Raw genomic sequence first — 23,451 nt, 5'->3', positions numbered from 1 at the left:
AAAACGATAAATTATGTGATAAAGTCAACAATGAAAATATCGAAGTGAGGTGCTTTTGATGAAACAAGTTTCAACGCTCTTTTTAAAGGTGGCTGTTATTCTTATCGGTATTCCGATTCTTGCTTTGTGCATCTTTTTGGTGCCGGAGATCGCGAATTTTGCTGCCGAGCTGTATCCGGATATGAGTTATATTAAATATCTCGTATTCATCGATTTTTATGCCGCGGCGATCCCGTTTTACTATGCGCTGTATCAAGCCTTTAAGCTTTTAAGTTATATTGATAAGAACAAGGCGTTCTCGGAATGGTCCGTACGAGCTTTAAAGAGTATAAAATACTGTGCAATCACAATCAGCAGCTTGTTCGTGGTTGGCCTGCCGCTGTTCTATCTTGTCGCGGAGAAAGACGATGCCCCGGGCATCATCTTGATCGGATTGATCTTGATTTTCGCCTCCATGGTGATTGCCGTTTTTGCCGCCGTCCTTCAAAGGCTGTTACAAGAAGCGATCGATATCAAATCGGAAAACGACTTAATAATCTGAGGTGAACGACATGGCCATAATAATCAATATCGATGTGATGCTGGCTAAACGAAAAATGAGCGTTACGGAGCTTTCTGAGAAGGTTGGAATCACGATGGCCAATCTCTCCATATTGAAGAACGGAAAGGCAAAGGCGATACGATTATCGACTTTAGAGGCGATTTGCAAGGCTTTGGAATGTCAGCCCGGAGATATTTTAGAATATCGAATGGACGAAGACCGTCTTGAATAAAAATGGAGCAACCTAGTTTAACGCGAAAAGGCTTAGGACCCGCCATAAAGGCTGTCCTAAGCCAAACTTTTTACCCGGCGAAACACCATTTCCTATCCTCCGCTTAAAGACTCGAACGATACTTATACCCTCTGAATGATTTTTTTGTCCTTGATTTCATATACGGTATCGGCTACATTGTCGATCAAACGGACATCATGCGATACGAATATGATGGTTCCCGCATAGTTCTTCATTAATTGTTCCAGCGCTTCCACCGCAGGAAGATCCAGAAAATTGCTGGGTTCATCCATCAGCAGTATGTTGTACCGTCCTAACAGCATTTTGGCAAGCTGCAATTTCATGATTTCTCCGCCGCTCAACACGGATAAAGCCTTGCGTACATCCTGTTGAGAAAATCCCATCGATGCCAGAACGGCGCGAATGTCCGACACTTCATAATCACTGTCTTCCTTCATGAACTCCATAACCCCTTGATCACGGTCAAGCTTGTAACCCGTTTGGGCAAAATAGCCGATTTCCGCTTTAGGGGATACGGAAATACCATGCTCACGATGGAGTATCATCTTGAAAAGCGTCGTTTTGCCAGATCCATTCGCACCGGTGACCGCGATCTTGGCACCCAATGGAAATTGGAAGGAGGCCTCCTCGAAAATCGCCTTGCCTTCAAACTGTTTGCAAATGTCTATTCCAGTAATTGGAAACGGATGATGAAGCTCCAAGGCTTTGCTTTGCCAGAAACGAATGGATCGCATGGCTTCAGGAGGCTTTACCTCACCAAGTGCCTCGATTCGATGCTCCATATTTTTAGCGGCATTATGGAGCTTTTTCTGTTTGCTGCCCGTCGATTTTTGATGAGCCAGGCGGCCGCCGCCATCGGAGCTGTTTTTTCTTGGAGCGCCTTTAGCCTTTTGATCCACTTTTTGAGCCTGGCTAAGCTTTTCGGTAATGGCTTTCTCCAGCCGCTCCCGTTCCGCAGTAAACTGCTTATATTTTGCAGCCTGACTATGCCGCTCCTCTTCCTTAAGGCGCAGGTAATCGGAATAACCGCCCCAGTACTCCGTGATTTTCCCCTCATTCAACTCCCAGATCTTGTCGACGACCTGGTCAAGGAAATAACGGTCGTGACTGATGATGAGTAAGGCGCCGGAGTAATATTTAAGCTGGTGGACCAGAAAGTCTATGCCATCCCGATCCAGGTGGCTCGTCGGTTCATCGGCAAAAATTCCGTGCACCTCTCCGGAGAGCGCCTGGGCTATTTTTAGCCGTGTTTCTTCACCGCCGCTCATATGTTCCGCGTCACAGTGCTCGATTCCCAGCTTGCCGATTAAAGCGTAATCTTGAATCTCCTGCACAATGACATCATCCAACTGGGGAATATAATGGAAGCTGCCTTCCCGAATAACTTTACCATGGGACAAAGGAATTTCCCCCAGCAGCGCTTTTAGCAGTGTGCTTTTGCCTGCTCCGTTCACGCCAACCAGTCCGATGCGATCATAGCTGTAAAGCTCCAGTTCATCAATGTCCAGAACATCTCGTCCCGAATATTCCACTACCATATCTTTTGCTTTGATCAAGAATTCCATATTGATTTCCTCCTTCAAAAATCGCAGTTTCTGTTCGCAGGATCGCCTGCGATTGAAGAAGAGAGGTTTAAATAAAGAAGTACCAATGCATGGATCTCATAAGATTTGCCTCATTTCATATTGATTTGTCTAAATTTCGGATAGATGGAAGCAGCACGCTTCTTTTTTGGCAATAAAAAATACAGATCCGAGTCCACAATGGGGCTTAAATCTGCATGGATCACGAGAGAAGATGGCGATATAAAGGCATAGCTAAAAAAAGCTAACCGTGTCGCAATCCATGTCTACATACGCAGGAAATAAGCAACTCAAAAAAAGCCCACATTCGTGGTTGGAAAATCCGCTTTTTTATGGCCGGCTTATCTTATACGCATGGAATGTAACATAGATCACGAGCCTCCTCATCAATGATACGTTGAATTCTAGCATTGACGGCTATACCTGTCAATGAAGATCGGCTCAGTCCACCATAAGGAGAAGCGGGGTGTTTTCAAAGAGAAAGGACGATCATGGTTAACTTTGGTTGTAAGGCTGCACAAGCCGACTTATGATATAATTTTTCGTAATTAATATATTTCCATCCTTACCCGGATATCTACGTGATTTATGAATGAATACTGTACAAAAAAGGAAGTGGATTATATTGGAATTCGGCGTGGTTATGCAGGAACTGGAGGCACTCGGCAAGGAACGGATTAAGAAAACCTATATGAGCAATGGTGCACACGAGCCGCTTTTTGGGGTTGCTACTGGTGCCATGAAGCCGTTAGCAAAGAAAATCAAGAAAAATCAACCTTTAGCAGAGCAGCTTTACACCACCGGCAACTATGATGCGATGTATTTTGCCGGCATTATTGCAGACCCCATGATCATGACGGAAGCAGATTTCGATCGTTGGATGGATCGTGCCTATTTTTATATGCTGTCAGATTATGTGGTTGCCGTGACTTTGGCCGAAACGGAAATTGCTCAAACAGTTGCCGATAAGTGGATCGCTAGCGGTGAAGAGCTTAAAATGTCGGCAGGCTGGAGCTGCTACTGCTGGCTTTTGGGTAATCGTGCGGACGCTGCATTTGATACCGTCAAGATCGAGAGCATGCTCGAACAGGTGAAAAACACGATCCACGACTCCCCTGAACGAACGAAATCCGCTATGAACAATTTTGTATACACCGTAGGGGTTTCTTATTTGCCAAGCCATGATAAGGCGGTAGAAATCGCGAAGGCCGTCGGCCCAGTCGAAATCAAAAGGGACAAGAAGAAGAGCAGCATCCTGCTGGCTTCCGACAATATTCAAAAAGAGATCGAGAGAGGGAAGATCGGATTTAAACGCAAATATGTAAGGTGTTAGGCAAGTCTGCAATAAGAAGAATCGTAATCGAATAGGGGCAAAATATAAGCATGCATAAGTCGCGGGAAACGCGGCTTTTTTTGTTTATGGTATCGGCAAGGTTAGCGGCAAGTTATCACCGAATATCCGGAGTGTCCCATTACTTACTATAATTACCAAGAAAATCAATACATCATATTTAATTTGTTAATATTTATGTAACCGCTATCATCCTATAATTTGTTTAGAAAGGAGGTAAAAGTAAAAAACAGAGAATCATTCGACATTCGGTTGTACAGAGCAAACACAAAAGAGGAGGTAGATTATGATTAAGTTTAGTAAAAAGGTAATGACGCTGGTGCTGGCAGCTTCCATGAGTTTTGGTTTGTTTGCAACAACCTCAAACGCAGCGACGGACTACTGGCAGAATTGGACCGATGGCGGCGGAACGGTCAATGCCGTTAACGGCTCCGGAGGCAATTACAGCGTAACGTGGCAAAATACCGGGAATTTCGTTGTCGGCAAAGGCTGGAATACAGGATCGCCGAACCGGACGATTAACTACAATGCCGGCGTCTGGGCGCCGTCCGGCAACGGGTATTTGACGCTCTACGGCTGGACGAGAAACTCGCTGATCGAATATTACGTCGTTGACAGCTGGGGTACTTACCGGCCTACCGGAACGCATAAAGGCACCGTGACCAGCGATGGGGGCACCTATGACATCTATACAACGATGCGATACAACGCGCCCTCGATTGACGGCACACAAACATTTGCCCAGTATTGGAGCGTTCGGCAATCGAAGAGAGCTACAGGCGTAAACTCCAGCATCACGTTCAGCAACCACGTGAACGCATGGGCAAGCAAAGGAATGAATCTGGGAAGCAGCTGGTCTTACCAGGTATTAGCGACAGAGGGCTATCAAAGCAGCGGGAGCTCCAACGTAACGGTGTGGTAACTTCCCAACCATCAATCATAAGTAAGCCGTCATCCTAACCAATCCGTTATCCGGATGCGTTGCAGGCCGTTCTCTGTTTGAGCAGCGGCCTTCGACGTTGCCGGAGGCGAGCTGCAGACCGGGGCATGACTTATCGATTCTTCTATCAGCTTAAAGGAGATCTATCCATGAGAAAGCTATGCTTGTTTCTTTTTATAGCAGCAATGCTTGTGATCGGCGCTTGTTCGCAGGATAAACTTGATAAGAAGGAAGATCTTGTGTTCGTAGAAGGCGGGCCTATTAAGAACAACAAGTCCAACTACGCTGGACAAAGCGTGTCGTTATCAAGCTTCTATATCGGCAAATATGAGGTCACTCAAAAAGAGTGGGAAGAAGTCATGGGGAGCAATCCATCGGAATTCGTTGGAGATCAACTGCCGGTTGAAATGGTGAGTTGGTATGACGTTGTGGAATACTGCAATCGAAGAAGCATACAGGAAGGATTCGAACCGTATTACAACATCCACAAGAATAAGAAAGACGCAAATAATAAGAATGATAATGATCATATAAAATGGACCGTCGCGATCAATGAGGGAGCTGACGGCTATCGGTTGCCTACTGAAGCGGAGTGGGAATATGCTGCTAGCGGAGGGCAGGCGAGCAAAGGCTACGCATACAGCGGAAGCCATAATGCCGACGAGGTTGCATGGTATTGGAGAAACGCCGGAGATCAATACTTATCCGGAGATTGGAACTGGCCCGTCATCGAGAACAACCATAATCAAACCAAACCGATCGGCACCCAGAAGCCCAACGAGTTAGGCATTTACGATATGTCAGGCAACGTTAGGGAGTGGTGCTGGGACTGGTATGGCGACTCGAACAGCCAAAGCGGCACCTTTCGGGTGGTGAAGGGCGGCGGCTGGATCGGCGACGTCAGCAACAACGAGATCTCGTTCCGAGGCAAATTCGATGCCAATGGCTTTGGTCCGGATCAAGGTTTTCGGGTCGTTCGCGGAGCGTAGTCGGGGAGCCAGCCGTTCCGATTTTAATCGTATTGATTCTTTACTCCCCACTCGCATAACCCTTCCAAAACGGGTAATAGCGTTACCGCTTTATCCGTGAGGCTATACTCGACTTTAGGGGGGACTTGAGGGTATTCTTTCCGTTTCACGAGTCCATCCGCCTCCAATTCCTTAAGCTGCGAACTCAATGTTTTGTAAGTAATGGCGCCGATCTGTCTCTTCAGATCATTGAAGCGAACCGTTTGGTTTTCTGCAAGAAGGTAGATAATGACCATTTTCCATTTGCCGCCGATCACGGACACCGTATAACCAAAAGGCGTATCTTGAATATTCTTAACTTTACCTTTAAATTCAGCCATGCTCATATTTACACTATCCTTTCGGGTAGTACCTTTCAAATAAGTGCGTACTACTTTTTTATTTGTGCTCAGTCTATACTAACCTTACTTTGAAGTAAAGGAGACAACAGCATGACTAAAAAAACGAAAACGATACGCCTGTTAATGCCGCAATGGCAAGGGGGGAACAACCCCAACTACTCTTTTGGAGCCGAACTGCTTGCTTGGCTGGCTCCGGATAATGATCAACCCCTTATCCATGTTCCCGTCCAAGCCTATGATGGAACGCCTCTTGAAAACGAGAACGGTATGAATGGCAGAACACAGCTGCTCGAACAGTTAAAGGCGGCTCATCATCTGATCCATGCCCATAAACCGGATCGCATTGTCATGTTTGGCGGCGACTGCTTGGTCGAACAAGCTCCTTTTGCTTATTTGAACGAACGATACGACGGGGAGTTAGGTTTAATCTGGATCGATGCTCACAGTGATTTGGTGAGATATGTAGGCTATGATAACGGGCATACGGTACCCCTGGGGAATCTGTTGGGAGAAGGGGATGAGGAGTTTGCCAAACATGTGAACATCCCTCTAAAACCCGAGAACGTCTTTATTGCAGGATTAGCAGCGCCTACCGAACAAGAAGCCAAGGTGATCTCGGAAGGATTCCAAAAGCTAGGCATCGGTTTTGCGGAGCAGGACACAGACATGATTCAAAGGCTGGGCATTCGAACTGCTGGCACCGAGGAGTTGAAGAACAGTACTGCGCCTATTAAAGCGTGGATTAAAGAACGCGGCATTAAGCACCTGGCGATTCACCTCGATCTGGACGTGCTTGATCCCAAGGCATTCCGGTCTTTGCTGTTCGCGAACCCTGAAGAACCCTTCAATTTATCTCCTCAGGGAACCATGCAATTGCCGCAGCTGCTTCATCTGCTGAAGGAACTGTCTGAAGAGACTGATGTCGTGGGTTTAGGGATCACGGAGCATCTGCCATGGGATTCTATCTATTTGAAGAAACTACTGGCTGAAATGCCTATTTTAAATAACTAAAAGCCACAAACCGTTTTATCATAGATGAATCATACGGGACAGAAGTCGCACTGATCAAAAAAGAGGTTTCCTGCAGCGCTTATTAGGAAACCTCCTGTATCGACATTCAAACCCAATCGCCGAAAATCGCGCGGGCCTTGTTCCAATCGACGCCCAAGCTGCCTTGCCAGCCTGCCCAAGGCATCTCCATGTCGGAACGGCCCTTGGTGTTGTCCAGTTCAAACTCGGCATGGATGATTGTTGCCGTGTCCGTCCAGCGGTCCGGAGAGAGCTCCAGGATGCGGTTGGGGAGCACGCCGACCCTGGCTAGCGCCTGGAGCATGCCACGGCGAATGCCGGCGTGACCCTTCAAGATTTTTTCGCCGGTTAACCGCTTCTCATACTGCCCTGGCGTTTCGCCAGCCTCGGCCCGGTCCAAGCTCTGCAGCAGCTGTCTGAAGGCGTGCTTGTCATTGTCCGTTGCCTCAACGGGCTCTTGCTCCAGCAGTTCGACCATTTCGGCCATATCCACGTATGCGCCGAAGCTTGATCCGCTGTAATTGTTGCCTAAATGCATCGCGTAACGTATGTAAGACAGATTGTCCCAGCCTTCATGGCTGTGGCTGAAGCCACAGACCTTGCAAGCCCGAAGCCATTCGGGTTCCTCGTAAGCGTGGGGGCGTGCATGAATCATGGCGTGATAACTGGCCAGCGTGGATATGCCTCGGGGCCAGCTTCCACCCACCCCTGCAACAAAGGCATTGCCAATGCTGGACCAGGTCAAGCGAACGTTCGAACGCAGCTCGACCAGTCGGCCTATGATTTCGTCATGCCGAATATACTGCAGATCGTTTACGACCCATCCGCTGGCTTGCAGCAGCTCCTGCTCTGCCGCAGTAAGTGTTTCTGTATTATATACGCTTACCTCACGCTCCCGGTCATAGTTGTAATTGGTATGGTGATACAGCTTTTTCAACATGCGCATTTGTTTGTTGTCCATGATTGCTCCTTTCATTCGACGTGGTTGCATCCGCTTTTCCGGTAACGGCGGGTTGTCATTATTACATTATAAACGGATCAAGCAGCGTAGGACATGCGCTTAAAGGACCAAGCAGGAAATGAGCGAGAGATGAGCGATCCAATGAGCTTCTTATTGCCTTGAAGGTCCTGGGTTTCACGCGAGTAGAACGCGTGGTGTTGTGCATCCTATTTTCATGAATGAACCAAGCCGGGGAATGACAATATAAGATGGTAGTATACATCTCTGTTTCCAAAGGAGGATATCTGTCATGGCTCACCAGAAGAGAAGGAAAGAAGCTGCCTGGAAGTCGCGTAAGCAAGAACAGCATCCCCATGGTAAAATCAAATCGCTCAAGGAACTGTCCAGCGAATAGGTTGGAGAGCATACTACTTGGAAATCAAAAGACTGCCCGGTGAAAGGTACCGGCAGTCTTTTTTTATCCTCAACAATCCTATTCGCGACGTTTGTTTGTTCTTCTAATCATGGTGGCACTAGTAGGTCTGAATGAGATATGACATAAGGTAATGGTGATCTCGTAAAAAAGTGACTTGACACTGGAGTTTACTCCAATGTTATTTTGAATGCATGAAACAATTATACTCAATACAAGAAGTTTCGCAGATCCTTGGAATTCCCAAGGATACACTTCGCTACTATGACCGAATTGGAATCGTATCGCCGGCCCGGGAAGACAATCGGTACCGCAGGTATTCGAGGAGTGACCTCATGGATTTAATGAATATTCAAATCCTGCAGTTTGCTGACTTGTCGCTTAACGAAATCAAGGGGAAGTTTGGATTCCACAGAATGGAGGATGTTGACCCAGCAGAATGCCTGAAGGTAGCTTCGTTCCTTGATGCCAAGAATGCGGAAACGCGCGAGAAGATTGCTCATCTGGAAAAGGTCAGTCAATTGCTTGAGTTAGCAGCCGAAACGCTAAGGGACCTTAATCATGAAAGCGACCGGCGGCTGGCATCGTTCGTTCGGGAGATTTACCAAACGATTCGCAGGAAGGAGAATGGAATATCCGAGGAGGGATGTCTTGGACATGAAGATTAAGAATCTATATTATTTAATTGCCGGTATTCTTGCCGTACTTTTTGCCATTACGCATGCTTGGAACGGGCAATCCGCTGTACTGCCGATCCTTCACGCGAGCGAGATCCCCTTGGATTCCGAGATCATATTCACGTATGTCTGGCATATCATCACAGCGGAGAATCTGGTCTTCGGTATCGCGTTCATTTGCATGGCATTCCAAGGCGAACGATCGAAAATCCGGGCCGTTGCATGGATGATCGTATCTCTGTTGATCGTACGACTGATGGTCATTTTAGGCATAACGGCAGTTCAAGATGTTTCGGCATTAACGGACACGGTAGTCGATTCGGTTGCCATCGTAATTTATGTCATCTTCATCCTATTGGGCATTAGAATGAAACCAAAAGGGCTCAAGGATTCAACGCTAATGACAAGTAAGCGATCCCGGCCCTGATTTGGCCCCGAGCATATCGATCTATGTTCGATCAAGAGATGTTACCTTCAGCCCCCAAAATGTGGTTTGGTGTTTTAGGACCGCCGAATAATGCGAAGCGTTTTGTTTCAAAATAGCATAATCTATAAAATTTTTTTCATTATGATGCCTAATGAATGAAACGAGACATTACTTGACAACGTAATAACGACAGGGAGCAGCGGTGCAATCAAAATTCATTAGCTGAAACGTGGAGCTTGAAGCAACAAATGGGTCCTGAACATTCTAAAATAAGAGAGGGGAAGTACCGTTGGAATCACTTTGGTTGGAGTATGCCTGGGCATTACTGATTCTTATCGGTTTGGAAGGTTTGTTATCGGCGGATAATGCCCTTGTGCTGGCGGTTATCGCGAAGCACTTACCGGAGGAACAAAAGAAGAAAGCCATCAATTACGGAATCATCATGGCCTTTGTATTTCGCTTCGCCGCCCTGTTTGCGATATCGTTTATCGCGAACGTCTGGCAAATACAGGCGATTGGAGCGGCTTATCTCCTATACCTCGGATTAAAGCACATCATCAAAGCCCGTTTTGGCAAGGAAAACAAAAATATTCGCGAGGACATAAAGAAAGATGCCGCGGGAAAAGGCTTCTGGCCGACCGTTGGAAAGATTGCGGTTGCGGATCTCGCTTTTGCGATTGATTCCATTCTTGCTGCTGTGGCTCTGGCACTGGGCCTCCCGGATTCGCCGCTACCGGATTTCGGCGGGATGGACGGAGGACAATTCCTGGTTGTCGTGCTTGGCGGGATCGCAGGGCTTGTCCTGATCAAATTCGCGGCCACATGGTTTGTGAAGCTGCTTGCTCAACGGCCGGCACTGGAGACCACGGCATATGCCATCGTGGCATGGGTCGGCGTCAAGCTCGCTGTGATCACCCTGGCCCATGAAGATATTGGCGTGTTGGCTCATCATTTCCCGCACAGCACAGGCTGGACCGTCGTTTTCTACGGGGTCTTGGTCGCGATAGCCCTTCTCGGTTGGTTTGCCCCCTCGAATAAAAGGCACACTCAACCTGATCCGCTTTAGGTTGACCTAAGTAGACGAGGCAGTGGAATCGAATTCCACTGCCTCGTTTTATACTTTTCCGATCATAAAAATCCCGAGCGCGATGGATTGACATGACACCAAATGGTGACCTATAATCGAAATGTCACTAAATGGTGTCCGATTATTGAAAATATCGAAAGAGTAGAAATTCAACACCGAGGACCAGCTTATCAATGATAGGGTTACACTTTGACCAGACGGACACAGCTCCATTTCATGGACGCGTGTCAGGATACGGGGCTTTAGGTTTGCCGTTTATTTGCTGCTTCAATTCGCAAGGAATCGCCCCGCGAACGCTCGTCCGAAGGGCCGCACTCTATAGGGATGGAAAATGAACGGCTGTCCCTCGGCAGTAATATGGAGGAGAGGGTGTTGTGAACGAGAACTACCAGTCTCGCGATGTGTTTAACGCCATTGCAGACCCGACCAGGCGCCAACTGATCCATCTGTTGGCGGAAGCCGATGAGCTGCCGCTGCATGAGTTAACGGCACAGTTTCCAATGGGCCGTACTGCGGTGTCCAAACATTTAACCATACTTAAGGAAGCCGATCTGGTACATGACCGAAAAGTCGGCAGAGAAACGCGTTTCAGGCTTAACGCCTCGCCGCTCCGAGAGGTTCAAGATTGGGTGGCTTTTTACAACAAGTACTGGAATGCCAACATGCTGCGTTTAAGCCAGCTATTAGAGGAGGAAGATGAATGAGCTTAACATTGTCTATGGATTTTCCGTTCAAGACATCGATCGAGAAGCTGTGGTTAGCCATCACTGATTCAAACCAGCTTGCCAAGTGGATCACGGAAAATGATTTTAAACCCGTCGTAGGGCACCGATTTCAGTTTCGCCATGAGCCGTCCGAATGGTGGGATGGGATTGTTGAGGGCGAAGTGCTTATCGTGGATGAGCCGAATCTTCTATCCTATACCTGGGCCACCGGTGAGGAAAGACATACGGTAACCTTGACGCTGCAGGATTTAGGAAGCGGAAAGGTTAACCTTCATCTCGAACAAATCGGATTTTCCAACGTTCACGGGCTTGAGGGGGCTAAGCATGGATGGAGTGCATGGGTCGTCAAGCTTGAAAAGGCATTGGCAGATTAACCACATCCATATTAACGTTCCGCACCCAAGCGCTAAATGAATAGAGGACGTTGATTGAACCTGCCGGCCGCGTCGATATCACCGGCTGCATGCTGCTTGCAGCCGGTTTAAGTCATGGACGATTCATTCGAAAAAATGCTTAAATTACCCATTTCGGAAGGATGTTATGCATGAGCGAAACAAATCAGGAGTATATCGTGCTCTCGGGTGCGAGGGAAAACAATCTTAAGAACGTATCCCTGCGCATTCCCAAGCGGAAGATCACGATTTTCACCGGTGTATCCGGATCCGGCAAATCGTCGATTGTCTTCGATACGATCGCCGCAGAATCCACGCGACTGCTGAATGAGAACTTCAGCATGTTCGTTCGTACGTTCCTGCCCCGCGTTCCCCAGCCGGATACGGACGCAATCGAGAATCTGAGCATGGCCGTTATCGTGGATCAGAAGCGGCTTGGCGGCGGTTCCCATTCCACGATGGGCACCATTACCGATATTTCTCCCATTCTCCGTCTTTTATTCTCCCGAGTGGGTCAGCCCCATATCGGACCCGCGCATCTATTCTCCTTCAACGATCCGCAAGGCATGTGCCCGGAGTGCAACGGAATCGGTCGCAAGCTTGGCGTCGACATGAGCAAGGCGGTGGACATGACCAAGTCGCTAAATGAAGGCGCTCTGATGCTGCCGGACTATTCGGTAAACGGCTGGGAGTGGAACATGATACTGCAATCGGGCGATTTTGATCCGGACAAAAAGCTGAGCGATTATTCCGATGAGGAATTGGAGCATCTCCTGTATGCCAAGGCAAGAAAAGTAAAGATGGATTTCGCCGGTAAGGCAACGAACATTACGGTGGAAGGCGTCATGGAGAAGTTCACCAACAAATACATCAAGCAGGATGTAAAAACGAAGTCCGAACGCACGCAGAAAGCGGTGATGCCATTTATCACGGAGGGTCCGTGCCCCAGCTGCCGCGGCGCAAGACTCAGCCAAGCGACGCTGAGCTGCAAAATCAATGGACTCCACATTGCGGAGATGTCCGCCATGGAAGTGGGCCAGCTGATTCGCGTTATACGCGAGATCGATGATCCGATCGCGGCACCGATCATCAAATCGTTAACGGAACGTCTGCAGCATCTGGTGGATATCGGCTTGGATTACTTGACGCTGGACCGCGAGACGGATACCTTGTCGGGCGGCGAGTCGCAGCGCGTCAAAATGGTCAAGCATCTGAGCGGCAGCCTCGTGGATGTCACTTACATCTTCGATGAGCCCAGCGTTGGCTTGCATCCCCGCGATGTGCACAGGTTAAATGAACTGCTTCAGAAGCTGCGCGACAAGGGCAACACCGTGATTGTCGTTGAGCATGATCCCGATGTGATCAAGGTGGCGGACCATATCGTCGACGTTGGGCCCTACGCCGGCAGCCGCGGCGGTACCATCGTATATGAGGGAAGCTACTCCGGACTTCTGGAGTCTGCTACTTTAACAGGGACCCATATGAAGCGGCCGCTCCAGCTGAAGCACGACTGCAGGCAGCCATCCGGCAAGCTGCCCATCAAGGATGCTACGCTGCACAATCTAATGAACGTGAGCGTTGATATCCCGACCGGAGTGCTGACCGTTGTTACGGGTGTCGCCGGCTCGGGTAAAAGCACCCTGATCAACCAAGTATTTCTCAGCCAGCATCCGGATGCAATCGTCATCGATCAATCGGCGGTAGGCGTATCCACGCGCTCGAATCCAGCCACGTATACGGGCATAATGGATGATGTTCGTAAAGCATTTGCTTCGGCAAACAAGGTGAACCAGGGTTTGTTCAGCTTCAACTCGAAGGGAGCATGCGAGAACTGCCAAGGGCTTGGCGTATTGTATACGGACCTTTCTTTCCTCGACAGCGTAAAGCTGCCATGCGATGTATGCGGAGGAAGACGCTTTAAGGATGAGGTGCTTGAGTACAAACTGAACGGCAAATCGATTGCCGAAGTGCTGGAGATGACGGTCGAGCAGGCTCTGGACTTTTTTGAACTCAAAGAGGTTGTTCGCAAGCTTCAGGCCATGAGCGATGTAGGATTGAACTATATTACGCTCGGCCAGCCGCTCAGCACGCTCTCGGGCGGGGAGTGCCAGCGCATCAAGCTGGCAAGCGAGCTGCATAAGAAAGGCAGCATTTACGTGATGGACGAGCCGACCACCGGTCTGCATATGTCGGATATCGGCCACCTGCTGGAGATCATGAACCGCCTTGTGGATGCCGGCAATACGGTGATTGTCATCGAGCATAACCTCGAGGTGATCAGCCAAGCGGACTGGATCATCGACATGGGACCGGACGGAGGCAGCAAGGGCGGGCAAGTGGTGTTCGAGGGCACGCCGGCGCAGATTGCTCAAGCGGAGCAGTCGATTACGGGAAGATACTTGATGTAACGAGGGGTGAGATCATGGGTTTTATTAAAGATTTTCTATCCATATTCCAAAAGCGGGAATTGATATTTATAGAGAGCAGCAAAGAATCGGAAGATGTGTACACTTTTTCATTCGAAAAAGGACACGATTTAACATGGAAAGCAGGGCAATACGGTTTATTCAGCATTACGCATAAAACCATGAAGAATGCTACAAAGCCATTCAGCATCAGTTCTGTTCCCACAGAGAACGTTGTTAACATAACAACGCGCATCGGGGACAACCCAAGCGATTTCAAAAGGGCGCTGCTGGAATTAAAACCAGGCATGCATTTGAAAATGGGCGGTCCTGTAGGTTCCTTTCATTTGGATCCTGAGAGCCCCTCGCTCCTGATCGCGGCCGGAATCGGAATAACGCCTTTTCGGTCCATCTTAAAGCAGGCGGCAGCCGGGAATGGTGAGTTGAAACCCATCCACCTTCTCTATTTAGATAGCAAGAAGTCCTATCTGTATAAAGATGAACTTGATGCAATCGCCAATCATCCTTCGATCCAGGGATCTTATCTTGATTCAAGAAATGATTTAGATCAGGAAATCGACAAGTTCATCGCCCGGCATAAGGGACATGGCAAATATTTGGTTGCGGGACCGAAGTCCATGGTAGAGTCGGTTACTGCGTACTTGCAAAGTAAGAATGTGTCCAAGCGGAATATCAAAAAGGATGCTTTTTTTGGATATTAGCAATGGAATGTACTGATCGTAGAGAGCGGAATCCATGAATAACAGAGAAATCGTGAGATAGTGAATAGCTTGAGCATGATCGCCACATAAGCTGGCGTCATTTATAGAAGGAGGATACAACATGGAGGTTTTTGCAGATTTTTTAGCGAAAATCGATAACCCGCAGCATCGGGCGAGAACCGAAGAAGTTTTGGGGTGGGTCGCTGAGAAATTTCCGAATCTGATGCCGAAAATTGCGTGGAATCAGCCAATGTTCACTGACCACGACACATTTATCATTGGCTTTAGCGTTGCCAAACCTCACTTGGCGGTTGCCCCTGAAAAGGCAGGGATACATCAATTTTCGGATGAAATCGTCCAGGCCGGCTATGATCACACCAAGGAGCTTGTCCGCATTCGGTGGGATCGTCCGGTTGATTACTCATTGCTAGAGAGAATGATCGAGTTTAATATGCTGGATAAGGCAAACTGTACGACGTTTTGGCGCTGAGAAAAAAGCGTCTGCCCGTAGAAACGGGTAGACGAAACTTTACTGAGCACAAATAGTTGCGCTGCGATGCCATAGCAAAACTATACTTTGGTTGAAAGGAGGGAACCAGATGGATTGGCTTATGAGGATGAATCGGGCATTGGATTACATCGAGATGAATTTATCCGAAGAAATTGAATTGGGTGAAGTGGCTCGTAAAGCTTGCTGTTCGTCACATCAGTTTCAGAGAATGTTCTCGTTCATAACGAATGTGACACTCGCGGAATATATACGGCGAAGACGTCTCACCCTTGCGGCTTTTGAATTGCAGAATAGCGACGCCAAAGTCATTGATATTGCCCTGAAATACGGGTATGAATCACCGGTTTCTTTTGCGCGGGCTTTTCAAATGCTGCATGGTGTCAATCCAGCAATAGCTCGTCAAGAAGGGACCGCTCTAAAGGCGTATCCTCGGATTTCCTTCCTCATTTCAATCAAAGGGGCAGAGGCTATGAATTATCGTATTGAAACGAAGGAAGCCTTACAGATCTTTGGAATCGAAAGAGTGTTTCCAATAAACGGAGATGGCGAAGCGGTGGCTTCGCCCGCAGAATTCTGGAAGGAAAGCCATGCTAATGGCGAGGTTGAAAGACTTGCTGTCCATGCAGGCGACTTGCCTTCTTTTTTAAGCAAGGATTTATATAAAGTACATGCGGTTTGCAGTTACAGAAAAACGGAAAATGACTCTTATCCGTACATGTTGTGCGCATTTAAAAGTGACTCCAGTGATACAAACGGATACACGAACATAACGATACCCGCGCATACTTGGGTTGTTTTTTCATCGGATCCATTCACGTGGGACAGCTTTGATGAGATCATCGAGACGTTATATCGACGATTCTTCTCAGAGTGGCTTCCTACGGCGGGTTATGAACAAGTCGATGGAATGGAATTTGAAATCTACGGCGGTAGAGACGGTCTTAATTACGTTGAACTATGGATCGCTGTAAGGAAGATAGCTTAAATTTAATTTCTAAGCTGTCATTAAGGAAATAATGGATCGAGAAGAGACAACATATTATGACTCAAAAAAAGTCGCGTAATACGCGGCTTTTTCGATTCAAGAACAATAAAGCTATCATTTCATGGCGGCCGGTCTTTGTGATCGACCGCCTTTGCCATGCGATAGGGCAGGTGTAAATTGGATGGCTCTTTATAGCTATTCTTAATATTCGAACACCTTCATACAATTTATGGACGAGCGATCCCATGAACGAGCGCCGGAGGTGAGCGAATATGAAACTGGAGCAATTACAAGTAAGTGGTATGACATGCGCGGCTTGCGCAACCCGAATCGAAAAAGCGCTTCGCAAGGAGAAGGGGGTTCAAGCTGTTCATGTCAGTTTGGCTTTGTCTCGGGCTACCGTTCACTATGAACCGAGGGAAATTGGAATGCAGGCGATCACCGCCAAAATTGCAAAGCTCGGCTATAAAGCAACGGGCAAGCTCTCGCATCCCCAAGCAGGAATAGAAGCCGAAACTCGCGCCTATCGCACCCGGTTCGCGATCGCTGCGTGTTTGTCCATTCCGCTTTTGTGGGCGATGCTGGCCCATATTTTCATGTGGTTTCAACCATGGACGCCGAATTTATTCATGGAGCCCATGTTTCAATTCCTGATTGCGACGTTACTTCAGTTTGGCGTGGGCTATCCATTTTATTACGGCGCTTATCAAGCCTTCATCCATCGCAGCGCTAACATGGATACCTTGGTTGCCATCAGCACGTCCGTTGCTTACTTCTACAGCCACTACGCGATGTTTCATGCCGCACACGATTCCTCTCACCCCACCCTGTATTTCGATACGATTGCCATGATTATGACCGTGGTTTTGTTAGGCAAGTGGCTGGAGACCATGGCCAAGGGAAAAGCGCTGAAACAACTGAGTGCCTTGTATTCGCTTCAGGTGAAGCTGGTTCGGGTGTTGCGACAGCATGGCGAAGAATGGATTACGGCAGATCAGGTACAAACAGGGGACTGCATTGTGGTGAAGAGCGGAGAATGGATATCCGTTGACGGTGTGGTTCATTCGGGAACGGCGGATGCGGATGAATCGATGATGACAGGCGAAAGCAGGGCGGTGACCAAATGCAGCGGAAACCGCGTATATGCCGGAACCCGTTGTTTGGTCGGGAGTCTGCATATCATGGTCGATAAGAAGCATAAGGAAACCCGACTTTCCCAGATGATTACACTGATCGAAGCCGCGCAGCAGAGCAAACCGGCCATTCAAAGAACGGTTGACCGTATTGCGGCGGTTTTTGTACCGGTTATGCTGGGCTGTGCGGCGGTAACATTTGCAGGATGGCTATTGTTTTCCCATGGCCCTGATCTCTCTGAAACCGCAATGCGTCACGCGTTATCTGTTTTACTGGTCGCCTGCCCCTGTGCGCTTGGACTGGCAACCCCGATTTCCATCCTGATTGCAACCGGATCATCTGCCCAAAAGGGCATTCTGTTCAAAGAGGCGCGCTCCCTGGAAAGGTTGCGGCAAATCGATGTCGTATTGCTGGATAAGACGGGAACGCTGACCGAAGGCTTGCCGCAGCTTGTTGCCATCCAAGCGGCCGGACAACGTGACGCCGATGTACTTCGTTTGACCTCGGCTCTAGCTTCTCTGTCCATGCATCCACTGGCGCAAGCCATTGTGAAAGCGGCGAAAGACCAACAGGTCCTCATTCCGGAAGCAGCCTCGTTCCACGAACGGCCGGGAAAGGGAATGGAAGGCGATGTGGAAGGAAACAACGTATGCGTGGGGAACCGGAAATGGCTGGAGGAAATGGGCATTCGCTTTTCGGAGGATAAAAGGTTTGGATTACATCAGGAAGCGGCCTCCGGTCATATAAGACTTTATATAGCCATGAACGGGACATGTATCGGTACGTTTGATATGGCTGACAAACTCAGACGGGATGCGCGAGGCGTCGTGCAAGAGCTGAAGCAAAAAGCCGAAGTGTGGATGGTAACTGGCGATGAGGAGCGAACGGCGCTGACCGTGGCTGCCGCGACAGGCATTGAGCTGGTACGCGCCGGCATGCTTCCTGAACAGAAGCTTGCGTTCATACGCGAGCTCCAGCAGCAAGGTCGTTCCGTGGCCATGGTCGGCGACGGCATCAATGATGCGGCTGCGCTGGCCGCGGCCGATGTCGGCATCGCCATGGGCGGCGGAACGGATGCAGCCAAACAGGCAGGAGACGTCGTCCTGATCGGAAGCAGGCTGTCCCTAATTCCGGAAGCCTACACCTGGAGTCGTTATACGATGCGGAATGTTCATCAGAATCTACTCTTTGCACTATTGTATAACGTCCTGACCGTACCTTTGGCTGCATTCGGATATTTGGACCCGCGCATCGCATGCATTGGAATGGCGGCAAGCTCGCTGCTGGTTGTCGGTAACTCGCTGCGGCTCCAGCTGTGGGGAAAACGGGGGGCGAGAGCATGGCCTTGACCGGAAGCGGATTACCGTTAGTGGCATTGGCAGGATTAATGGGGGCGCCGCATTGTCTGGTCATGTGCGGGGGAATCGTTTCTTCTCTGGCACTTGGAAACCAAAGCTCTCCGCTGAAATCCGTGTTGGCTTACAATGCGGGCAGAGTTATCACCTACATGGCCATTGGCGGTTTTATGGGAGTGGTGGGCTCCTTCCTGGATGTGGCCGGCAGCTTTGTCGGCTTCCAAGGAGCAGCCAGCATCATTGGAGGAATGCTCATTCTGCTGTGGACCTTTCGCCGCTACACATTGCCCATATATAACGCTCATCTGCCGAGACATCCATTTTTTCAGAATAAATTGGCACGGCTTGGTCAGCGTTATGAGATGCTTGCGACTTTTTTAACCGGCATTCTGCTTGGCTTTCTTCCATGCGGCTTAACCTATGCGATGCAGATGAATGCAGCGGCATCCGGATCCGGCCTGGAAGGTATTATGATTATGCTGGTGTTTGGACTTGCGACATTTCCGATCCTGTTCGTGGTGGCGATGTCTGCCGGCAGCCTGACGAAAAAATGGCGCAGGGGCATGCGCAAATTCGGCGGATTTTTAGCTTTCCTGATGGGAATCCTGTCTATTTTAAAAGGACTAAGCGCCAATGGCTGGATACCGGGCATTCACCCGTGGCTATGGTAAGAGGAGCTTAGCGAACTTTGAACAGCGTCCTTACTTTGACATGGCGATCTTCCCAACGCAGAACGGCTTCGGCCTCCCAGAGGCCTTGCATCACAGGGATTGCCGTCGCGCTGTAAACGCCTGGCTTGGATTCGACGATCTCTGCGGGGAACACCCCGCAAAACATATCCGGCATCGCGATGTGGAGTTCAATGTCAGCATCGGTAATCGGCTTCTCGGGAAGCTCGGTCACGAAGAGCTCGAAAACGGTTTCCTGCATGGGTTCAGCAGCAGACGAAACGGTTTGTATTTCCATACGCAGCTGTCCATCGGCATAAAGATCCTCCGTTGGAGTACGATCCTGAACCTGTCGAAACATTAGGATGGCCGCGATCGTGCAGATCAGCAGCAGAGCAATCCCCCATCTGGTCTTCATTCTATCCCTTCCTTCACCTGAAAGCATAAGTTTCCCTCATAGGTATGTAACAAATGCATAGAACATGCAAAGTGGGTATTCATCAATGGAGTGTACAAACTAAAAAAGATTTTGTCCCAATTAGCGGCAAAATCTTTTTTTTATTCGCTGGTTTACTTGATACGTTAACATGATGTGTCCATTCACAGAACAAGCTGGCCAGAGCAGCTTATAGCCCAAAGGAGCCATTTTATTATATTTATAATTAAGCGAAAATGAGAAATGTCATCACGTTCATTTCGATATGATGTCGAAACACCAATAGAAGGGACGAAGTTTGAAACCATGAACAAAACCGGAGTTTGGTTGTTTTTTGCATGGACGGTCGCCACAGTGGCCACTACCGGAAGTTTGTTTCTAAGTGAAGTTTGGCATTTTACGCCTTGCGTCTTATGCTGGTACCAAAGAATTTTCATGTATCCATTAGTCATTGTGCTGGGAATCGCAGCTTACCGGCAAAAAACAGATATCGTGCCGTACGTCCTGCCACTGATTCTCATTGGGGGAGGGATATCGACATACCATATCGTCATCCAAAAACTTCCGCACGATCTGAGCGCGGCAGCATGCGGGCCGGTGTCCTGTATGGACGACTACTTGAATTGGTTCGGTTGGTTGACCATACCGATGCTGGCACTCGCAGCATTTATACTCATAACCTTTGCATTGCTACAGGCTAAGCGCTCACAGAAACAAGAAGCCGTTCAAGGATGAATTTGCAATACCAACAGATGGATGTTTATCCGTCATCTCGAATAAAATTGCACCTGTAAGAACCCGGTTTCTTGACCCGCTCATGTGGGCTAGAAATTGGGTTCTTTTTCGGTTGTATACCACTGCCGCGAATACCATGTATCGTCTGACAATGCAATGGCTCGAACGAGTGGTTTTCTTGTTTTTCACCGAGATGTCAGAAAGATTCGATCCTTTCATGAACGGAGCGCAGTCGTGATTCATTTGTGATCATGCTTCGTTATAATAGCCTTTGAATATCGGGTAAGTATAGGTTAGGGTCTGACCCGATTCGAATGAATTGCGTTTGAAAGGAGACATTCTGGCATGGTCGTAGATACGGTGCTGTGGAGCAGATGGTTAACAGGGTTGACCTTGGCATTTCATGTCATATTCGCCACGGTCGGCGTCGGTGTTCCATTAATGATTGCAATTGCCGAATTCGTCGGCATACGAAAGAAGGATTCACACTACATTCTTATGGCCAAGAGATGGACGAGAGGATTTGTCATTTCCGTGGCCGTCGGCGTCGTAACCGGAACGGCGATTGCCCTGCAGCTGGCATTGGTATGGCCGAACTTTATGCAGTTGGCAGGAAACGTGATCGCTCTTCCGTTATTCATGGAGGTTTTTGCGTTCTTTTTTGAAGCTATTTTCCTCGGCATTTATTTATACACGTGGGACCGCTTCCGCAATCCGTATATTCACTGGCTGCTAACGTTACCCATTGTGGCAGGCGCAAGCATGTCCGCTTTTTTTATCACGTCGGTGAACGGTTTTATGAATCAGCCTGACGGCTTCGTTATGGAAGCCGGTCACTTTACGGCGGTTGATCCGCTGCAGGCGATGTTTAATGCGGCAACGCCCTCCAAGGTGTTCCATGTATTATCCTCGGCCTACCTGACGGGGGCAGCCCTGCTGGCGGGCATTGCGGCTTATATTATCCTCAGAAAAGGCGCGTCGGCGTATTACAAAAAAGCGTTGAAGCTGATGATGGGCGTGGTGCTGGTCTTCAGTTTGCTGACCACTATTGCCGGCGATATGTCCGCAAAGTTTTTGGCGGAGCATCAACCGGAGAAGCTGGCGGCCGCAGAGTGGCATTTTGAAACGGAACGCGGCGCGGATCTGATCCTGTTGGGCTGGCTGAACGCCGAGCAGAAGGTCATGGGGGCTCTTCACATTCCGAAGGCGCTCAGCTTCCTGGCCTTTGGCGACTTTAATGCCGAGGTGAAGGGGCTGGAGGAGTTTCCGCTCGATGAGCGCCCTCCGCTGCTCGTGCACTATTTGTTTGATTTGATGGCCGGCATCGGCTTTGTGATGCTCGGCGTTGCGTTCTTGTATTTCTTGTTCGTGATGTGGAAGAAACGAAACGAGCTCAACAAGTGGCTGCTTCGGGCCATTGTTCTTAGCGCGCCGCTGGCGTTCTTAGGGGTAGAGCTGGGCTGGTTCTATGCCGAAGTCGGTAGACAGCCGTGGATTATCCGCGGATACATGCGGGTTGAGGAAGCTGCCACCTCCTCGCCGAATGTGAGGATTCTCTTTTTCCTTTTCCTCCTTCTGTATATCGTGCTGGGCGTCATGTGTATTTTTGTACTGCGGCGCTTATTCCGTAACAAGCCGGCAGAAGCCGAGCTTGAAGAACTGTCCAAAGAGAAGCAAATTCATTCCATGGAAAAAGGGTGAGCCGTTATGATCAGTTACGAGTTGATAGGCATTTCCGTGCTTTGGCTGTTTTTGTACGGCTATTTGATTGTGGCCTCCATCGATTACGGCGCCGGATTTTTTGCCTTCTATGCCCGCTTGACGAAGCAGGACCATCTGCTCAATCGTTTGATCTCTCGTTATTTGTCCCCGGTTTGGGAGATCACGAATGTGTTCTTTGTCTTTTTCTTCGTTGGCATCGTCGGTTTTTTTCCAGATACGGCCTATTATTATGGTTCCGCGCTGCTTGTGCCGGGAAGCATCGCCGTCATTCTGCTGGCCATCCGCGGGTCCTTCTACGCGTTTGAGAACTACGGCTCTAAAGAAAACATCGTGTATCTGTTTTTATACGGGGCCACGGGATTGCTGATCCCGGCATCGTTGTCGGTGGCACTGACCCTTTCCGAGGGCGGCTTTATCGTGGAGGAAGGCGGGGCCGTTTCTTTAGAGTACTTGTCGCTGATGACAAGCCCGTTGTCGTGGAGCATCGTTGCATTGGCCATTGTATCGGTGCTGTTTATCAGTGGTTCGTTCTTGTCTTATTACGCTTCCCGGGCGGACGACCAGCCTGCGCTCAAGCTGATGCGGACCTATGCCCTGTTCTGGAGCATGCCAACCATCATTGCCGCGCTAACGGCATTCATTTATCTCTCTCAACATAATGAGCGGCATTTTCAAAACATGATGGACTTATGGTGGCTGCTGGCGCTTTCCGTTGGTTTTTTCATGATATCCGTATGGCTTCTATACAGCGGGCGGCGCTACGGACTGGCCTTTATTTGCGTGATGCTTCAGTTTTTCTGTGCCTTTTTTGCTTATGGCATTGGACAATATCCGTATATTCTGGATCCGTATATTACCATTCAAAGCGGTGCCACGCATGAGTCGATGGGCGTTGCGCTGGTGATCGCCTTTATCGGCGGACTGTGTCTGCTGATTCCGTCCCTTATACTGGTCTTCAGGCTATTCCTGTTTGATGCGGATTATGTAAAAGGCAAAAAATAAACCGATGCGTTGTGAAATTATATACAGAG

25 protein-coding genes are annotated in these 23,451 nt (G+C 48.9%); 21 read left to right on the top strand and 4 right to left on the bottom strand.

Annotation, left to right across the window (positions count from 1 at the left end; all coding sequences use genetic code 11):
- Positions 1-58 precede the first annotated feature (58 nt).
- Positions 59-541: a DUF2975 domain-containing protein gene (locus M1D70_RS17265; protein WP_009592519.1), complete on the top strand. Its 483-nt coding sequence runs from the start codon at positions 59-61 to the stop codon at positions 539-541.
- A gap of 10 nt (positions 542-551) precedes the next feature.
- Complete coding sequence (locus M1D70_RS17260; protein ID WP_036672361.1) at positions 552-773, top strand: helix-turn-helix domain-containing protein; 222 nt, start codon at positions 552-554, stop codon at positions 771-773.
- Between the two features lie 122 nt (positions 774-895).
- Here the strand turns inward: M1D70_RS17260 and M1D70_RS17255 are convergent, their stop codons facing one another.
- Positions 896-2,359 carry an Msr family ABC-F type ribosomal protection protein gene (locus M1D70_RS17255; RefSeq protein WP_456287446.1) on the bottom strand — a complete coding sequence of 488 codons (1,464 nt, stop codon included), beginning with the start codon at positions 2,357-2,359 and terminating at the stop codon, positions 896-898.
- Positions 2,360-3,002: 643 nt separating this feature from the next.
- Between M1D70_RS17255 and M1D70_RS17250 the strand changes: the two genes are divergently transcribed.
- The 3 genes from M1D70_RS17250 to M1D70_RS17240 all read left to right on the top strand — a co-directional run bounded on the left by M1D70_RS17250 (position 3,003) and on the right by M1D70_RS17240 (position 5,657).
- Positions 3,003-3,710 (top strand): DNA alkylation repair protein, encoded by a 708-nt coding sequence (locus tag M1D70_RS17250; RefSeq protein ID WP_456287445.1) that lies wholly within the window; start codon positions 3,003-3,005, stop codon positions 3,708-3,710.
- A gap of 304 nt (positions 3,711-4,014) precedes the next feature.
- On the top strand, positions 4,015-4,650 hold the full coding sequence (locus M1D70_RS17245) for a glycoside hydrolase family 11 protein (protein WP_009592475.1): 636 nt from the start codon (positions 4,015-4,017) through the stop codon (positions 4,648-4,650).
- Positions 4,651-4,817: 167 nt separating this feature from the next.
- A complete protein-coding gene (locus M1D70_RS17240; protein WP_456287444.1) occupies positions 4,818-5,657 on the top strand; it encodes a formylglycine-generating enzyme family protein in 840 nt (279 codons plus the stop codon).
- 23 nt (positions 5,658-5,680) lie between these two features.
- On the opposite strand, the gene M1D70_RS17235 is transcribed toward M1D70_RS17240, so the two are convergent.
- Positions 5,681-6,022 (bottom strand): winged helix-turn-helix transcriptional regulator, encoded by a 342-nt coding sequence (locus M1D70_RS17235; RefSeq protein ID WP_015735746.1) that lies wholly within the window; start codon positions 6,020-6,022, stop codon positions 5,681-5,683.
- Positions 6,023-6,127: 105 nt separating this feature from the next.
- Here M1D70_RS17235 and M1D70_RS17230 point away from each other — a divergent pair, with 105 nt between their 5' ends.
- The gene (locus tag M1D70_RS17230; protein WP_009592540.1) at positions 6,128-7,048 is read left to right on the top strand and encodes an arginase family protein; all 921 of its coding nucleotides are present in this window, start codon (positions 6,128-6,130) and stop codon (positions 7,046-7,048) included.
- Between the two features lie 106 nt (positions 7,049-7,154).
- Here M1D70_RS17230 and M1D70_RS17225 read toward each other — a convergent pair whose 3' ends face one another.
- Positions 7,155-8,027, bottom strand: coding sequence for a hypothetical protein (locus M1D70_RS17225; protein ID WP_456287443.1), 873 nt, complete (start codon positions 8,025-8,027; stop codon positions 7,155-7,157).
- A 289-nt stretch (positions 8,028-8,316) separates the two neighbouring features.
- On the opposite strand from M1D70_RS17225, the gene M1D70_RS17220 reads away from it, so the two are divergent.
- The 12 genes from M1D70_RS17220 to M1D70_RS17165 all read left to right on the top strand — a co-directional run bounded on the left by M1D70_RS17220 (position 8,317) and on the right by M1D70_RS17165 (position 19,530).
- Complete coding sequence (locus M1D70_RS17220; protein WP_015735743.1) at positions 8,317-8,421, top strand: DUF6254 family protein; 105 nt, start codon at positions 8,317-8,319, stop codon at positions 8,419-8,421.
- Positions 8,422-8,633: 212 nt separating this feature from the next.
- Positions 8,634-9,107 (top strand): MerR family transcriptional regulator, encoded by a 474-nt coding sequence (locus M1D70_RS17215; RefSeq protein WP_036672355.1) that lies wholly within the window; start codon positions 8,634-8,636, stop codon positions 9,105-9,107.
- Positions 9,097-9,543, top strand: coding sequence for a hypothetical protein (locus M1D70_RS17210; protein WP_009592474.1), 447 nt, complete (start codon positions 9,097-9,099; stop codon positions 9,541-9,543). Before M1D70_RS17215 ends, M1D70_RS17210 begins: the two co-directional genes overlap by 11 nt.
- Positions 9,544-9,832: 289 nt before the next feature.
- Positions 9,833-10,609 carry a TerC family protein gene (locus M1D70_RS17205; RefSeq protein ID WP_009592465.1) on the top strand — a complete coding sequence of 259 codons (777 nt, stop codon included), beginning with the start codon at positions 9,833-9,835 and terminating at the stop codon, positions 10,607-10,609.
- Between the two features lie 395 nt (positions 10,610-11,004).
- Positions 11,005-11,334 carry an ArsR/SmtB family transcription factor gene (locus M1D70_RS17200; protein ID WP_009592507.1) on the top strand — a complete coding sequence of 110 codons (330 nt, stop codon included), beginning with the start codon at positions 11,005-11,007 and terminating at the stop codon, positions 11,332-11,334.
- The gene (locus M1D70_RS17195; RefSeq protein ID WP_009592535.1) at positions 11,331-11,729 is read left to right on the top strand and encodes an SRPBCC family protein; all 399 of its coding nucleotides are present in this window, start codon (positions 11,331-11,333) and stop codon (positions 11,727-11,729) included. Before M1D70_RS17200 ends, M1D70_RS17195 begins: the two co-directional genes overlap by 4 nt.
- A 170-nt stretch (positions 11,730-11,899) precedes the next feature.
- Entirely contained in the window at positions 11,900-14,155 is a 2,256-nt protein-coding gene (locus M1D70_RS17190; protein WP_009592445.1) for an ATP-binding cassette domain-containing protein, read from the top strand.
- A gap of 14 nt (positions 14,156-14,169) precedes the next feature.
- Positions 14,170-14,874 carry an FAD-dependent oxidoreductase gene (locus M1D70_RS17185; RefSeq protein WP_456287442.1) on the top strand — a complete coding sequence of 235 codons (705 nt, stop codon included), beginning with the start codon at positions 14,170-14,172 and terminating at the stop codon, positions 14,872-14,874.
- A 121-nt stretch (positions 14,875-14,995) separates the two neighbouring features.
- Positions 14,996-15,364 carry an iron chaperone gene (locus tag M1D70_RS17180; RefSeq protein WP_009592517.1) on the top strand — a complete coding sequence of 123 codons (369 nt, stop codon included), beginning with the start codon at positions 14,996-14,998 and terminating at the stop codon, positions 15,362-15,364.
- A gap of 109 nt (positions 15,365-15,473) precedes the next feature.
- A complete protein-coding gene (locus M1D70_RS17175) occupies positions 15,474-16,370 on the top strand; it encodes an AraC family transcriptional regulator (RefSeq protein WP_456287441.1) in 897 nt (298 codons plus the stop codon).
- Between the two features lie 272 nt (positions 16,371-16,642).
- Positions 16,643-18,853 (top strand): heavy metal translocating P-type ATPase, encoded by a 2,211-nt coding sequence (locus tag M1D70_RS17170; protein WP_456287440.1) that lies wholly within the window; start codon positions 16,643-16,645, stop codon positions 18,851-18,853.
- Positions 18,844-19,530: a sulfite exporter TauE/SafE family protein gene (locus M1D70_RS17165; protein ID WP_009592514.1), complete on the top strand. Its 687-nt coding sequence runs from the start codon at positions 18,844-18,846 to the stop codon at positions 19,528-19,530. Before M1D70_RS17170 ends, M1D70_RS17165 begins: the two co-directional genes overlap by 10 nt.
- 7 nt (positions 19,531-19,537) lie before the next feature.
- Here the strand turns inward: M1D70_RS17165 and M1D70_RS17160 are convergent, their stop codons facing one another.
- On the bottom strand, positions 19,538-19,945 hold the full coding sequence (locus tag M1D70_RS17160) for a FixH family protein (protein ID WP_009592503.1): 408 nt from the start codon (positions 19,943-19,945) through the stop codon (positions 19,538-19,540).
- 324 nt (positions 19,946-20,269) lie between these two features.
- On the opposite strand from M1D70_RS17160, the gene M1D70_RS17155 reads away from it, so the two are divergent.
- The 3 genes from M1D70_RS17155 to M1D70_RS17145 all read left to right on the top strand — a co-directional run bounded on the left by M1D70_RS17155 (position 20,270) and on the right by M1D70_RS17145 (position 23,422).
- The gene (locus M1D70_RS17155) at positions 20,270-20,698 is read left to right on the top strand and encodes a disulfide oxidoreductase (protein ID WP_456287439.1); all 429 of its coding nucleotides are present in this window, start codon (positions 20,270-20,272) and stop codon (positions 20,696-20,698) included.
- A 345-nt stretch (positions 20,699-21,043) separates the two neighbouring features.
- Entirely contained in the window at positions 21,044-22,399 is a 1,356-nt protein-coding gene (locus M1D70_RS17150; RefSeq protein WP_009592508.1) for a cytochrome ubiquinol oxidase subunit I, read from the top strand.
- 6 nt (positions 22,400-22,405) lie between these two features.
- Positions 22,406-23,422, top strand: a complete 1,017-nt coding sequence (locus M1D70_RS17145; protein WP_009592515.1) for a cytochrome d ubiquinol oxidase subunit II — start codon at positions 22,406-22,408, stop codon at positions 23,420-23,422.
- The last annotated feature ends 29 nt before the right edge of the window (positions 23,423-23,451 follow it).

The organism is Paenibacillus sp. AK002, from assembly GCF_053903045.1.
Note: the sequence above shows the minus strand (reverse complement) of the source record. Positions and strands in the feature narration are given on the sequence as shown.